Origin of the sequence: Mesorhizobium sp. M8A.F.Ca.ET.165.01.1.1 (assembly GCF_004792065.1) — a bacterium.
In the GTDB taxonomy this organism is placed as follows: Bacteria; Pseudomonadota; Alphaproteobacteria; order Rhizobiales; family Rhizobiaceae; genus Mesorhizobium.
Genome location: NZ_SRTH01000008.1, coordinates 114,987 through 128,234 on the forward strand (window position 1 = coordinate 114,987; position 13,248 = coordinate 128,234).

At 64.1% G+C, this 13,248-nt stretch carries 14 protein-coding genes; all 14 read left to right on the forward strand.

Features of this window, described 5'->3' with window-relative positions:
* Nucleotides 1-25 precede the first annotated feature (25 nt).
* Entirely contained in the window at nucleotides 26-337 is a 312-nt protein-coding gene (locus EN808_RS21550; protein WP_127279217.1) for a (2Fe-2S)-binding protein, read from the forward strand.
* Entirely contained in the window at nucleotides 303-788 is a 486-nt protein-coding gene (bfr, locus tag EN808_RS21555; RefSeq protein ID WP_127870732.1) for a bacterioferritin, read from the forward strand. Before EN808_RS21550 ends, bfr begins: the two co-directional genes overlap by 35 nt.
* 12 nt (nucleotides 789-800) lie before the next feature.
* Nucleotides 801-2,402 (forward strand): di-heme oxidoredictase family protein, encoded by a 1,602-nt coding sequence (locus EN808_RS21560; RefSeq protein WP_135916855.1) that lies wholly within the window; start codon nucleotides 801-803, stop codon nucleotides 2,400-2,402.
* Entirely contained in the window at nucleotides 2,402-3,481 is a 1,080-nt protein-coding gene (locus EN808_RS21565; RefSeq protein ID WP_135916856.1) for an imelysin family protein, read from the forward strand. The genes EN808_RS21560 and EN808_RS21565 overlap by 1 nt, the downstream gene beginning before the upstream one ends.
* Nucleotides 3,482-3,483: 2 nt before the next feature.
* Nucleotides 3,484-4,590, forward strand: a complete 1,107-nt coding sequence (locus EN808_RS21570) for a DUF1513 domain-containing protein (protein ID WP_135916857.1) — start codon at nucleotides 3,484-3,486, stop codon at nucleotides 4,588-4,590.
* Nucleotides 4,591-4,698: 108 nt separating this feature from the next.
* Nucleotides 4,699-5,376: a tRNA (adenosine(37)-N6)-threonylcarbamoyltransferase complex dimerization subunit type 1 TsaB gene (tsaB, locus tag EN808_RS21575; protein WP_135916858.1), complete on the forward strand. Its 678-nt coding sequence runs from the start codon at nucleotides 4,699-4,701 to the stop codon at nucleotides 5,374-5,376.
* An 82-nt stretch (nucleotides 5,377-5,458) separates the two neighbouring features.
* Nucleotides 5,459-5,953 (forward strand): ribosomal protein S18-alanine N-acetyltransferase, encoded by a 495-nt coding sequence (gene rimI / locus EN808_RS21580; protein WP_135916859.1) that lies wholly within the window; start codon nucleotides 5,459-5,461, stop codon nucleotides 5,951-5,953.
* A 26-nt stretch (nucleotides 5,954-5,979) separates the two neighbouring features.
* Complete coding sequence (locus EN808_RS21585; protein ID WP_127280631.1) at nucleotides 5,980-6,780, forward strand: 1-acyl-sn-glycerol-3-phosphate acyltransferase; 801 nt, start codon at nucleotides 5,980-5,982, stop codon at nucleotides 6,778-6,780.
* A 75-nt stretch (nucleotides 6,781-6,855) separates the two neighbouring features.
* Nucleotides 6,856-8,265 carry a tRNA (N6-isopentenyl adenosine(37)-C2)-methylthiotransferase MiaB gene (gene miaB, locus EN808_RS21590; protein WP_135916860.1) on the forward strand — a complete coding sequence of 470 codons (1,410 nt, stop codon included), beginning with the start codon at nucleotides 6,856-6,858 and terminating at the stop codon, nucleotides 8,263-8,265.
* A gap of 83 nt (nucleotides 8,266-8,348) precedes the next feature.
* Nucleotides 8,349-9,341 carry a PhoH family protein gene (locus EN808_RS21595; protein WP_224536181.1) on the forward strand — a complete coding sequence of 331 codons (993 nt, stop codon included), beginning with the start codon at nucleotides 8,349-8,351 and terminating at the stop codon, nucleotides 9,339-9,341.
* Nucleotides 9,342-9,358: 17 nt separating this feature from the next.
* A complete protein-coding gene (gene ybeY / locus EN808_RS21600; RefSeq protein ID WP_135916861.1) occupies nucleotides 9,359-9,865 on the forward strand; it encodes an rRNA maturation RNase YbeY in 507 nt (168 codons plus the stop codon).
* Nucleotides 9,866-9,893: 28 nt separating this feature from the next.
* Entirely contained in the window at nucleotides 9,894-10,970 is a 1,077-nt protein-coding gene (locus EN808_RS21605) for a hemolysin family protein (protein WP_127279026.1), read from the forward strand.
* Nucleotides 10,971-10,984: 14 nt separating this feature from the next.
* Nucleotides 10,985-11,455: a VOC family protein gene (locus EN808_RS21610; RefSeq protein WP_127279027.1), complete on the forward strand. Its 471-nt coding sequence runs from the start codon at nucleotides 10,985-10,987 to the stop codon at nucleotides 11,453-11,455.
* A gap of 89 nt (nucleotides 11,456-11,544) precedes the next feature.
* Nucleotides 11,545-13,137, forward strand: a complete 1,593-nt coding sequence (gene lnt / locus EN808_RS21615) for an apolipoprotein N-acyltransferase (protein WP_135882875.1) — start codon at nucleotides 11,545-11,547, stop codon at nucleotides 13,135-13,137.
* Nucleotides 13,138-13,248: the final 111 nt, after the last annotated feature.

Consider the following 13,248-nt stretch of genomic DNA (forward strand, 5'->3'; position numbering starts at 1 on the left):
GGGCGCCGTCAGCCAGAGCGACGAAATGCTGATCTGCCATTGCAACATCATCACCGAGAAGGAGATCGAGCAGACGATCATCGGCCTGCTGGATCAGGATCCCTGGCAGCTCATCGTGCCGGCAAAGGTCTATCACGCCATGCACAAACGTGGCCGCTGTTGCGGCTGCTTCCCAAATGTGGTCGAAACGATCATTCGGGTCACCGAGAACTACCACGCCCGCTCGCAGGCGAGCGGCGTGGACATCGTTTCACATCTGGATCGCGTCAGAGGCCTGCGCGTCCAATACGGGAGCAGAGCCCATGAAAGGCGAACCACAGATCATCGAGCGGCTTAACGAGGCTCTTTTTCTGGAGCTCGGCGCCGTCAACCAGTATTGGGTGCATTTCCGTCTGCTCGAGGATTGGGGATACGCCAAGCTGGCCAAGAAGGAGCGGGCGGAATCGATCGAGGAGATGCACCACGCCGACAAGCTGGTCGCCCGCATCATCTTCCTTGAAGGCCACCCCAACCTGCAGTCCCTGGCGCCGCTGCGCATCGGCCAGAACGTCAAGGAAGTACTCGAATCCGACCTTGCCGGTGAGTATGACGCGCGCACTGCTTACAAGCGCTCGCGCGAAATCTGCGAGGAAGCGGGCGACTACGTGACGATGAAACTGTTCGAGGAACTGCTGACCGATGAGGAAAGCCATATCGACTTCCTCGAGACGCAGCTCGACCTGCTGGCCTCGATCGGCGAGGAAAAATACGGCCAGCTCAACGCCGCATCGGCGGACGAGGCGGACTAAGGATATGCGGGAATGCGGCGCCTCTTAGACTTCCCGCGCCGCTTGCGGCGGGCAAAAGCCCCGCTGCCCCTCCGGAAAACACCAGCCATATCGGCTGGTCGGCGCGGCATCATTTTCATGCTGGCGCTGACATCCTCCGCCATCGCCGGCGACCTTCAACCCGCCGGCCTCGCCACTTCGCGCACCGACCTCAATGCCAAGGATCAGGCGCGCGTCACCGCCGTCAGCAGGCCGACCACGGATTTCTCCAAACCCGAGCCCTTCGAACTGATGCAAGGTGGCGCCGGCACCTCGCGGAAGGACGTCAGCCGTGATTCCTTCTCGCAATCGTCAGTCAACCTCACCTTCGAGGAAGAAGGCACCTTCAAGCTCGGCAACGCGCTTTTCCGCAAGAATTGGGTGTCGTCGCCATCCTCGACGCAGGCCTCGGACGGACTCGGGCCCCTGTTCAACGAACGGGCCTGCCAGAACTGCCATCTGAAGGATGGCCGTGGCCGGCCGCCACAAGGCGATGCCGGCACCACCTCGATGTTCCTGCGGCTGGCGCGCGACGCAAGCAGCGCGGAAGAGAAGGCGGCGCTTGCCGACCACAGGCTGCTCAATCTCCCGGACCCGGTCTATGGCACGCAGTTGCAGGAACTAGCCGTCCCTGGCCTCAAGGGCGAGGGCAGCATGCGTGTCGACTATCAGGAACGTAAGGTGGAGCTGACGGACGGCACCGTCATTTCCCTGCGCAAACCCACCTACGCGGTAGACGATCTTGGCTATGGGCCGCTCGATCCGCGCACCACGCTGTCGCCGCGCCTGACGCCGCCCATGATCGGCCTTGGCCTGATCGAACAGATCGCGCCGGCGGACATTCTGGCCCATGCCGACCCGGACGACAGGGACGGCGATGGCATCTCCGGCAAGCCGAACATCGTGCGTGATGGCCTGAGCGGTGAACTGACGCTTGGCCGCTTCGGCTGGAAGGCGCAGGCCGCGTCGATCCGCCGGCAGGCCGCGGACGCCTTTGCCGGCGACATCGGCATCTCGACACCCGAGGAGCCGAAACACTGGGGGGATTGCACCGCCGCGCAGGAGAAATGCCTCGCCATGCCCAACGGCGTGCAGGCGCGCCTCGGCCCGGCCGAGGCGCCGGCGCCGGTGATGGATCTCGTCACCTTCTATTCGCGGAACCTGGCGGTGCCGGCGCGGCGCGATCTCGCCTCGCCCGATGTGCTCGCCGGCAAGAAGGTCTTTTACGAAATCGGCTGCGTTGCCTGCCACACGCCGAAATTCGTCACCCGTCGCGATGCGCCCGACAGGGCGCAGGCGTTCCAGCTGATCTGGCCTTATTCCGATTTCCTGCTGCACGACATGGGGCCGGACCTTGCCGACGGCCAGGCCGTGGGCGAGGCGACAGGCAGTGAGTGGCGCACCCCGCCGCTATGGGGGATCGGCCTCACCGAAACGGTCAACGGCAATTCCTTCTATCTGCACGACGGCCGTGCGCGGTCTTTGGTCGAGGCTATCCTGTGGCATGGTGGCGAGGCGCAAAAGGCGCGCGACCGCTTTGCCGCCGCAAACGCCACCGAGCGCGATGCGCTGGTCAAATTCCTGGAGTCACTGTGATGCTGAAGCGTTTCGCGCTGGTTCTCGTTCTTCCGCTGGTTCTACTGGCCGCATTGCCCGCATCGGCCGCGGTCAAAGCCTCGGACGTCGTCCAGCGCGCGATCGACGGTTTTGTCCGCCCGGCCTATGCCGATCTGCACCAGCATACGGAAGCCCTCGCCAAGGCGATGCACAAGCTCTGCGAGGCGCCCTCGCAAGGGGAGCTTGATGCGGCGCGCGCGGCGTTCTCGGCTACCGTCTATGCCTGGTCATCGGCCGAGATCATCGGTTTCGGGCCGATCAAGGAGAACAACAGGGCGGAGCGCATGCTGTTCTGGCCGGACCGCAAGAGCATCGGTCTGAAACAGGTGCAGGCGGCGCTGTCGGGCAAGGATCCCACCGCCACCGATCCTGCGCAGCTTGCCGACAAGAGCGTTGCCATGCAGGGGCTCGGCGCGCTGGAATTCGTGCTTTACGGCGACGGCGCCGATGCCTTGACGGGCAAGGACGAACCCTATCGCTGCGCTTATGGCGCGTCCGTTGCCGGCAACATCGAAACCATCGCCGCCGATGTCAGCGCGGCCTGGAGCAAACCGGACGGCTTCGCGGCACTCTGGGCCAATCCGGGGCCACGGAATGCGCTCTATCGCGATGGCAACGAAGCGGTCACCGAACTGGTCGGCGTCTTCATCAACGAGCTGGAAATGGTCCGGGATGTCCGCCTCAAAGGCTTTCTGGGCGCTACGCCCGACGCCGACAAGCCAAAACAGGCGATCTACTGGCGTTCGCAAAACACCGCCAATGCGCTGGCTGGAAATCTGGCCGGCATCGATGCGCTTTTCCAGGGGTCGAAGCTTGGCGACGCGCTGCCGCCGGATGCGCGTTGGATGGCGGAATCGATCCACATCCAGCTGGTCAACGGCGTTGCGGCTGCCAAGGCCGTCCAAGGCCCGATCGACAGGGCGCTCGCCGATCCGGCGCTGCGCGAAAAACTCGAGCATCTCGTCCTGATCACCTCCAGCCTGTCGACCCTGATCGGCACCAGGCTGACCGCCGAATTCGGCCTGACAGCCGGCTTCTCGTCGCTGGATGGGGACTGAGCATGAAGAGATTGCTCATCGATCGCCGCGATTTCCTCAGGGCCGCCGGCATCGGCTTTGCCGCCGCGGTGACGCCCTCAGCCTGGGCAACCACGCTTGCTGCGGATGCCGTCTTTGCCACCGCCTTCGTCAAGCGCGATGGCAGTTTTGGCGCCGCCGTCCTGTCCGAGGCCGGCAAGGTGCTGCATGCGATCGACCTGCCCGATCGCGGCCACGACGTCACCTTCGATCCCGTATCGAGGCGTTCGGTGGTTTTCGCCCGCCAGCCCGGCACCTTCGCCGTCGTGTTCGATCACTCCGGGCGCGACGCTCCGCTGACCATCGCCAGCATCGCCGGCCGGCATTTCTTCGGCCATGGCGTGTTCTCGCCCGACGGCGCGTTGCTCTACGCCACCGAGAACGATTTCGACAACGCGGCCGGCGTGGTCGGCGTCTATGACGCGCGGGCGAAATTCAATCGCATCGGCGAATTCCCCACCTACGGCATGGGTCCGCACGAACTTCTGCTCTTGGGCGACGGCAGGACGATCGCGGTCGCCAATGGCGGCATCGAGACCCATCCTGACTTTGGCCGCGCCGAGCTCAACATCGCCACCATGAAACCGTCCTATGTGCTGGTCGACCGCGTCACCGGGGATCTGATCGAAAAACATGAATTGCCGGCTGCACTGCACCAGCTGTCGATCCGCCACATGGATGCCGACTGGTCCGGCACCGTCTGGTTCGGTTGCCAGTACCGGGGCCCCGGCGCCGATCGTCCGCTGCTGGTCGGCCGCGCCGCGCGTGACAAGGATCTGGCTTTGCTCGACATGCCGCAGAATGTGCTGTCCGGCTTCCGCAACTATATCGGCTCGGTCGCCGCCAATCCTGTTGCCGGTACCGTTGCCGTATCCTCGCCAGAGGGCAATTCGCTGGTCGTCATCGATGCGGGCAGCGGCGGGGTCGTCTCCTCCAATGCGCTGGTCGAGGTCTGCGGCGTGGCCCCTGACGGGGCCGGGTTCATGGCCACAACGGGCGCCGGCGAGATCATCGAGGACAGTGGTGCCACGCGGTCGGAGCCAGACTATGTCTGGGACAATCACATGCTGCGCATAGAGCAGGCGGCATAAGCTCTTCTGCCAGCCCAAACCGAAGCCGCTTAACAAATTGTGCACTATACCCTTGCGGTTGCGCGCTGTGGCGGGCACAGGGAGTTGTTTCTAGGAACCGGTCGTTTCATGAAGGTACTCGCCATCGACTGTGCCGCCAGCCTCTGCGCCGCCTGCGTCTACGACGCGGCGGGCGGGCAGGAACTCGGCCGTTCGGTGCTTGATCTGGGCAAAGGCCATGCCGAGCACCTGATGGCCGTCATTGCAGGGGCGTTCAGGGCCGGCGCGACCGACTACGCCGGCCTTGGCGCCATTGCCGTCTCCGTCGGCCCCGGTTCCTTCACCGGCCTGCGTGTCGGCGTGTCGACCGCGCGCGGCCTGGCGCTGGCGCTCAAGGTGCCAGCAATCGGGGTAACGACGCTCGAAGCGCTGGCCGCCGAGGCGGCGACCGCATTTCCAGGCCGTGCCGTGCTGGCGGCGCTCGATGCCGGACGGGAGGAAATCCATGCCGCTCTCTACGATGAAATGTCAGTTTTGACTTACGGTCCGGCCGTGGCCACGCTTGCGAATGCGGCGGCCATGGCATCGGAACGTTCCGCGGTGCTTGCCGGCACGGCCGCGGCGCCGATCGCTGAAGCGGCCGGCCGACCCTTCGACATCGGGCCTCGGACGGCCACCGCCGACATTCTCACCTACGCCCGGCTGGCTGCCGCAAAGGGGCAGGGCGAAAGGCCGAAACCGCTTTATCTGCGCGGTGCCGATGCCAAGCCACAGGCCGGGTTTATACTTTCGAGGCAAAGACCATGATCCCGAAAAGTGGAAGCCGGTTTTCGCGGACAAACGGCCCCGTTTGTCCAGAGATCATGGTCAGACGAGAAAACGAGAGTTAATGCGCATACCTTTTCTCCAATCGCGTCGCCGGGACTACGCGCTCGAGCCGCTCAGGATCACCGACAGCCCCGCTATATCGGTGCTGCACCGCGAGGATTTTGTCCGCCCATGGACCGACGGTGAGTTCGCCGCCTTGCTCGAACAGGACACCGTGTTCGGTTATGCCGTCCGCGAAACCGGGCAGGGCGCCAAGCCGCCTGTTGGCTTCGTCCTCGCCCGGCTGGCCGCTGGCGAAGGCGAAATCCTGACCGTCGCGGTGGCGCGGTCGCATCGCCGCCAGGGATTGGGCTGGCAGTTGATGGACGCCGTGCTGCGCGAACTGCATTCGCAACGCGCCGAGGCCCTGTTCCTCGAGGTCGACGAGACCAATGCCGCCGCGATCGCCCTCTATCGTCGGCTGGGTTTTCGGGAAGTCGGCAAGCGCCCGGATTACTACAAGTCGCCCGATCGCCGGCCGACAGGCGCGCTTGTCATGCGCCGCGATCTTCGCTAGCGAGGGATCGGGTAGGGCCAGGACATATGATCGGAAAAATCAGGATTTTCCTGGCGCTGGGCCTCGTCGTCGCCGGGTCGCTGGTTTTCGTGCCGCTGCAGATCCTGTCGATGAAAACCGGCTGGTGGCCGGAAACCGTCATCCTCAAGATCTGGCATAGGCTGATCATCCGGGCGCTCGGCATGCGTATTCATGTCAAGGGGACGCTCTCCGACAAACGCCCCTTGCTGGTTGCCTCCAACCACATCTCCTGGACCGACATCATGGTGCTGGGCTCTTTTGCCGATGTGAAATTCATCGCCCGGGCCGACATGGAAGGCTGGCCGCTGATCGGCATGCTGTCGAAGCTGCAACGCACCGTCTTCATCGAGCGTGAGCGCAAGCGCTCCTCGGGCGATCAGGCCAGCGAGATCGCCAGCCGCATGGCCAAGGGCGACGCCATGGTGCTGTTCGCGGAGGGGTCGACCGGTGACGGCAATATCGTCCTGCCTTTCAAGAGCACGCTGTTCGGCGCGGCCTCGATGGCGATCTCGGAAGGTGCCGCGCAGGAAGTGTTCATCCAGCCGGTGGCGATCGTCTACACGCGCCTGCACGGCGTGCCGCTTGGCCGCCGCCACCGCCCGATCGCGGCCTGGATCGGCGACGAGGACCTGATGCCGCATCTCAAGGTGCTGATGGCCGAGGGCGCGCTCGACGTCGAGGTGCATTTCGGCGAACCGATCGCCTTTGCCAAGGGCTCCAACCGCAAGGAAACGGCCAAATTGATGGAAGGCCGGGTGCGCGAGATGATGCAGGCGGCGCTCGCCGATCCGCTCCCGAGCCGTTAGCCGCCGGCAGGCGCCAGCCTGCGCATGCCGAGAATCGTCTGTTTTTTGTCACGGAAAGGCGTTAGAAGCCGCCGGATGGACTTGAACACGATTGAAAGCGACGACATCGGCACTGTGGCCGGACAGCCGGCGGTGCGCGCCACGGCAGAGAAGAAGGTCTTCATCAAGACCTATGGCTGCCAGATGAACGTCTATGATTCACAGCGCATGACCGACGCGCTGGCCGCGGACGGCTATACCGCGACCGATGCCATCGGCGAAGCCGATCTGGTGCTGCTCAACACCTGCCATATCAGGGAAAAAGCCGCCGAAAAGGTCTATTCCGAACTCGGCCGCATCCGCGACATGAAGGCCGAACGCGCCGGTGCAGGCCGCGAGATGCTGATCGGCGTCGCCGGCTGCGTGGCGCAGGCCGAGGGCGCCGAGATCATCCGCCGGTCGCCGGCCGTCGACCTGGTCATCGGTCCGCAGACCTATCACCGTCTGCCCGATGTGCTGGCCCGGGTTCGCGGCGGCGAGAAGATCGTCGAGACCGAATACGCCATCGAGGACAAGTTCGAACATCTGCCGCAGCCGAAGCGCGCCGCGTTGCTCAAGCGCGGCGTCACCGCCTTCCTCACCGTCCAGGAAGGCTGCGACAAGTTCTGCACCTTCTGCGTCGTGCCCTATACGAGAGGCTCGGAAGTGTCGCGGCCGGTGGCGCAGATCGTCGCGGAGGCCGAGCGCCTGGCCGAGGCCGGGGTGCGCGAGGTGACGCTGCTCGGCCAGAACGTCAACGCCTGGCATGGCGAGGGCGATAATGGCGCGGAATGGGGTCTCGGCCGCCTGCTGTTCCGGTTGTCTGAAATCCCCGGCCTGGCGCGGTTGCGCTACACCACCAGCCATCCGCGCGACATGGACGACGAATTGATCGCGGCGCACCGCGACCTGCCGTCGCTGATGCCCTATCTGCATCTGCCGGTGCAATCGGGCTCAAACCGCATTCTGAAGGCGATGAACCGCAGGCATACGGCCAAGGACTATCTGGCGCTGCTCGACCGCATCCGTGCCGCGCGCCCCGATATCGCGCTGTCGGGCGACTTCATCGTCGGTTTCCCCGGCGAGACCGAGGCCGATTTCGAGGCGACCATGGAACTGGTGCGCCAGGTGAACTACGCCTCGGCCTTCTCGTTCAAATATTCGCCGCGTCCCGGCACGCCGGGGGCCGACATGCCTGACCACGTGCCGGAAACGGTCAAGGACGAGCGCTTGCAGCGCCTGCAGGCATTGCTGCTGAAACAACAGCAGGATTTCGGCTCGAGCCTGGTCGGCAGCACCATCGATACGCTGATCGAGAAGCCCGGCCGTCAGGCCGGCCAGAAGGTCGGCCGCTCGCCTTGGCTGCAGCCGGTTATTGTTGATGAAAAGGCCGGCGAAATCGGTGACATTATCAAGGTGCGAATCACGAAGACGGGCTACAACAGCCTGTTCGCCGAATTGGCCTGATGGTCTCGGCAGATGAGGAGAGACGGTTGAGCGCAGCGGAGCTGAAGAATCTGCCCCCGGTACCGGCATCCGGGGCTTCTGACATGGCGCACATCGTTCTGACTTTCGACAACAATAAGCTTGCCAGCGCCCTTTACGGCCAGTTCGACGAAAACCTCGCCCGGCTCGAGCAGAAACTCGGCGTCGATATCCGTTCGCGCGGCAACCAGCTGACCATCAAAGGATCGGCGTCCGCCGCCGAACAGGCGCGCCGTGCCTTGGACAATCTCTACGGCATCCTGCAGAAAGGCGTCGATATCGGCCAGTCCGATGTCGACGGTGCCGTTCGCATGGCTATCGCCGCCGACGACCAGCTCACACTGCCGACACTGGAGCGCAAGGGCAAGGTTTCCGCCGCCCAGATCGCCACCCGCAAGAAGACGATCTATGCCCGTTCGCTCAACCAGGACGCCTATATGCGGGCGCTGGAGCGTTCGGAGCTGGTGTTCGGCATCGGTCCGGCCGGCACCGGCAAGACCTACCTGGCGGTGGCGCATGCGGCGATGCTGCTCGAGCGTGGCATGGTCGAGCGCATCATCCTGTCGCGGCCGGCAGTCGAAGCCGGCGAACGGCTGGGCTTCCTGCCGGGCGATATGAAGGAGAAGGTCGATCCGTATCTGCGTCCGCTCTACGACGCGCTCTACGACATGATGCCGGCCGACAAGGTCGAGCGCGCCATTGCGGCCGAAGTGATCGAGATCGCGCCGCTAGCCTTCATGCGCGGCCGCACGCTGGCGCATGCCGCGGTGATCCTCGACGAGGCGCAGAACACCACGCCGATGCAGATGAAGATGTTTCTCACCCGTCTCGGCGAGAATTCGCGCATGATCGTCACCGGCGATCCGACCCAGATCGATCTTCCTCCGAGCACCAAATCGGGCCTGGTCGAGGCTTTGCGTGTCCTTGACGGTGTTGCAGGCGCGGTAACCGTGCGCTTCAACGATGTCGACGTCGTTCGCCATCCGCTGGTGGCTGAAATCGTCAGGGCCTATGACCGGGACGCCAAGCTGGCGCGCGGCCTTGGCGCCGAGAATTGATGTGACGATGCAGCCTCATGCCTGAGGACAACACATCCGGCGGCGGGAGCTTTCCGGTTCCCGTCGAGATCGATATATCGATTGAAGCGGGCGACTGGCCCGATGAAGCAAGCCTGACGCGGCTGGTCGATCGCGCGGTTGATGCCGCCTTTGCCGAGACCGGTGTGACGGGTCATTCCGAACTCAGCATTGTTTTTTCCGACGATGCCCATATCCGTACCTTGAATGCGGACTGGCGCGGCAAGGACAAGCCCACCAACGTCTTGTCTTTCCCGGCTTTTCCGCATGTGAATGGTCGCCCACTGCCGCCGATGCTCGGCGACATCGTGCTTGCCGCCGAAACCGTGGCGCGCGAAGCGGCACTGGAAGACAAGCCGCTGGAGAACCATATCTGCCATCTCGTCATCCATGGCCTGCTGCACCTCATGGGCCATGATCACGAGACCGACGCCGAGGCCGAGGAGATGGAAGCCATCGAGCGCGCCGCGCTTGCAAGGCTTGCCATTCCCGATCCCTACGCGTAACTAAAAAAGACCAATTGACCGGACGACGATGAACGACAAACCAGAGACTGCCGCCCGCCCCGACGCCGGCAGTGCGACCAAGGCTTCCGATACGTCGGAAGAGGGATCAAGTCCGAGTACCATCACTGGCAGCGCCGCCATCGAGCCGTCGCCTGCCGGTCCCTCGCTGTTCAACCGCGTGCTGGGCCTGTTCCGGCAACGCAACGGCACCAGCCTGCGCGAGGAGATCGCCGGCGCGCTCGCCGAGACGACGAGCGATGTCGAATCCTTCTCGCCTGGCGAGCGCGCCATGCTCAACAACATCCTGCGCCTGCGCGAAGTGCGCGTCGAGGACGTCATGGTTCCGCGCGCCGATATCGAGGCGGTCGAGATCGCCACGACGCTTGGTGACTTGCTTGGCATGTTCGAACAATCCGGCCATTCCCGCATGCCGGTCTATTCCGAGACGCTCGACGACCCGCGCGGCATGGTCCATATCCGAGACGTGCTGGCCCATATCACCAAGCTGGCGCGCGTCAGGAAGGGCCGCACGAGCCGCAAAACGCCCGTCGCCACGGTTCTTGATCTTGCCCAGGTCGACCTCGCGCGCACCATCGGCGAGCTCAATCTGATCCGCCAGGTCCTGTTCGTGCCGCCGTCGATGCTTGCTTCCGACTTGATGGGCCGCATGCAGACGACGCGCACGCAAATGGCCCTGGTCATCGATGAATATGGTGGCACGGACGGCCTCGTCTCGCTCGAGGACATCGTCGAGATGGTGGTCGGCGACATCGAGGACGAGCACGACGACGATGAGCCGATGATCACCCAGACCGGCGACGGCGTGTTCATCGTCGACGGCAAGGCCGAGATCGACGAGGTCGCCAAGATGATCGGCGAGGATTTCGCCGCGGGGGAACATGGCGAATATGTCGACACCATTGGCGGCATGATCTTCAACACGCTCGGCCGCGTGCCGGCGCGTGGCGAGGTGGTGCAGGCCATCCCTGGCTTCGAGTTCCATGTGCTCGATGCCGATCCGCGCCGCGTCAAGCGCGTGCGCATCGTGCAGAGCCAGAAGGGCGAGCGCCGCCGGCGCGCCACGGCGCGCACCGAACAGGCCTGAAAAGCTGCCGCGCAATGACAATCGAGGATCCGTTCAAGCATCCGGTCCTCGGTTCTGGCGTGTTCTACCGCGACCCGCGTGCGGCGCTGGATTGGCTCGAAGCGGCCTTCGGCTTCGAGCCCAGCATGGTGGTCCGCGATACCGGCGGGAAACTGATCCATGCCGAGATGCGGTTCGGGGATGGTTGTATCATCGTCGATTCTGAATGGGCCGATCATGTCGCGAGCCCCGCATCGGTCGGTGGCAAGAACACGCAGTCGGTCTATATCAGGCTGAAAGACGGCCTCGATGCGCATTGCGAGCAGGCCCGCGCGGCCGGTGCCGCCATAATCCAGGAACCGGCGGACCAGTTCTACGGCGAACGCCAGTATCGGGCGCGCGATCCCGAAGGCCATGTCTGGACGTTCACGCAGCCAATCCGTTCTGTTTCCCGTGAAGAGGCCGAGCGCCTGGGTGGCTTGCGCATCGAGGGTTGGCACCGGTAGAGCCATGGTCGGTCATGCGGCCGGCGTTTGGAGTGCAGGCCGCGGCCTGATAAATCTTGGCTCCTGATTCGCGCGACTCGGAAGTATTCATGGTGCGCCTTGCCGGCCGGATAATTCTGCTCTGGGGCTGGCGCCGCGCGCTGGTGGCCTTTCTCGCCGGAGCGCTGGCGGTGCTGGGCCAGGCGCCTTACGATTTCTTCGCCGCCTGTTTCATTTCGTTTCCGGTGCTGGTCTGGCTGCTCGACGGCGCGACCGGCGAAGCCTCCGGCAGCCTGGTCCGGCGCCTGCGGCCGGCTTTCGCCGTCGGCTGGTGGTTTGGCTTCGGTTATTTCCTCGCCGGCCTTTGGTGGATCGGCTCGGCGCTGCTGGTCGAGGCCGACGATTTTGCCTGGGCGCTTCCCTTCGCCGTGGTCGGCATTCCTTTCGCGCTCGCATTTTTCTATGGCTTCGCAACGATGGTCGCCCGGCTCCTGTGGAGCAGCGATATCGGCCGTATCGCTGCCCTTGCCTTCGGTTTTGCGCTGGCGGAGTGGCTGCGCGGCTTCCTGTTCACCGGATTTCCCTGGAATGCCATCGGCTACGCGGCGATGCCGGTCCCCCTTTTGATGCAAAGCGTCTCGGTGACCGGCATGATCGGCATGAACGCGCTCGCGGTTTTCCTTTTCGCACTGCCGGCGCTGCTGGCGGCGCGCCGGCATCTTCGGCTGGGCGCCGCCCTGTTTGTCCTGCTCGTCGCCGCCCATGCCGGCTTTGGCTATGTCAGGCTCGCGGCCCCCGAAAAGCCGGCGGCGCGCAGTCTCGATGTCCGTATCGTCCAGCCGGCCGTCGACCTGTCGGAAAAGTGGGATGCCTCGGTGCGCGACCGCATCTTCGCCACCTTGCTGGGCCTGTCTTCCAAGGCGCCGGATCCAGGTCACGAAAAACCGCAACTGATTCTCTGGCCGGAAACCTCGGTGCCGTTCCTTTTCACCGAGCGCCCCGATGCCTTGACGGCGCTGGGCGACATGCTGGGCGACGGCCAGATGCTGATCGCTGGCGTCGTGCGCGAAGAGGGCGGCTCGGCGGCAAGCCCCGACAGCCGCTACTACAACTCCGTCGTGGCGATCAACGACAAGGGCGAGATCGCCGATGCCGTGGACAAGGTTCATCTGGTGCCGTTCGGCGAGTACCTGCCTTTTGCCGACCTGCTCGGCCGTTTCGGCATCGAACAGCTCGTCGCTGGGCCGATGACGTTCACGGCTGGCAACGAGCGTCATCCCATCACGCTGCCGGGTGGCATTCGTGCCCTGCCATTTATCTGTTATGAGGTGATCTTTCCCGATCTGGTGGCAGTTGACGCTACGTCAGCGCAGCTTATTGTGAACGTTACCAATGATGCATGGTTCGGCGACACGCCCGGACCGTATCAGCATTTCAGGCAGGCCCAGATTCGCGCGGTGGAGAACGGATTGCCCCTGTTGCGTGCTGCCAACAACGGCATCTCGGCCGTTGTCGACCCCCGTGGCCGCGTCGTCGATGCGCTGGCCATCGACGCGCGCGGGGCCATCGATGTGAAGGTTCCTGTTTCCGAACAGACGGTGATTTCGTCCCGTCAGCGGCGCATTAACGGAACGCTGATCATGTTGCTGTTTGCGCTGGGAGGGGTGCTGTTGAACGTAAGGCAAAGGCTACGGGTGAATTGACAGTTGGCACATTAGAAACTCATACTGTACCGCCTGAAAATTTCTCGAAGCCGGTGGATCGTTCTGTTGGGGCAGTCGCCTCCGGTTTTCTTTGGGCAGGAAAAAAATCAC

What these genes read in the sequence shown, in the direction of transcription:
- EN808_RS21550 (WP_127279217.1), top strand. Translation starts at nt 26, where the DNA reads ATGCTGATCTGCCATTGCAACATCATCACCGAGAAGGAGATCGAGCAG.
- bfr (WP_127870732.1), top strand. Translation starts at nt 303, where the DNA reads ATGAAAGGCGAACCACAGATCATCGAGCGGCTTAACGAGGCTCTTTTT.
- EN808_RS21560 (WP_135916855.1), top strand. Translation starts at nt 801, where the DNA reads ATGCGGCGCCTCTTAGACTTCCCGCGCCGCTTGCGGCGGGCAAAAGCC.
- EN808_RS21565 (WP_135916856.1), top strand. Translation starts at nt 2,402, where the DNA reads ATGCTGAAGCGTTTCGCGCTGGTTCTCGTTCTTCCGCTGGTTCTACTG.
- EN808_RS21570 (WP_135916857.1), top strand. Translation starts at nt 3,484, where the DNA reads ATGAAGAGATTGCTCATCGATCGCCGCGATTTCCTCAGGGCCGCCGGC.
- tsaB (WP_135916858.1), top strand. Translation starts at nt 4,699, where the DNA reads ATGAAGGTACTCGCCATCGACTGTGCCGCCAGCCTCTGCGCCGCCTGC.
- rimI (WP_135916859.1), top strand. Translation starts at nt 5,459, where the DNA reads ATGCGCATACCTTTTCTCCAATCGCGTCGCCGGGACTACGCGCTCGAG.
- EN808_RS21585 (WP_127280631.1), top strand. Translation starts at nt 5,980, where the DNA reads ATGATCGGAAAAATCAGGATTTTCCTGGCGCTGGGCCTCGTCGTCGCC.
- miaB (WP_135916860.1), top strand. Translation starts at nt 6,856, where the DNA reads ATGGACTTGAACACGATTGAAAGCGACGACATCGGCACTGTGGCCGGA.
- EN808_RS21595 (WP_224536181.1), top strand. Translation starts at nt 8,349, where the DNA reads ATGGCGCACATCGTTCTGACTTTCGACAACAATAAGCTTGCCAGCGCC.
- ybeY (WP_135916861.1), top strand. Translation starts at nt 9,359, where the DNA reads ATGCCTGAGGACAACACATCCGGCGGCGGGAGCTTTCCGGTTCCCGTC.
- EN808_RS21605 (WP_127279026.1), top strand. Translation starts at nt 9,894, where the DNA reads ATGAACGACAAACCAGAGACTGCCGCCCGCCCCGACGCCGGCAGTGCG.
- EN808_RS21610 (WP_127279027.1), top strand. Translation starts at nt 10,985, where the DNA reads ATGACAATCGAGGATCCGTTCAAGCATCCGGTCCTCGGTTCTGGCGTG.
- lnt (WP_135882875.1), top strand. Translation starts at nt 11,545, where the DNA reads ATGGTGCGCCTTGCCGGCCGGATAATTCTGCTCTGGGGCTGGCGCCGC.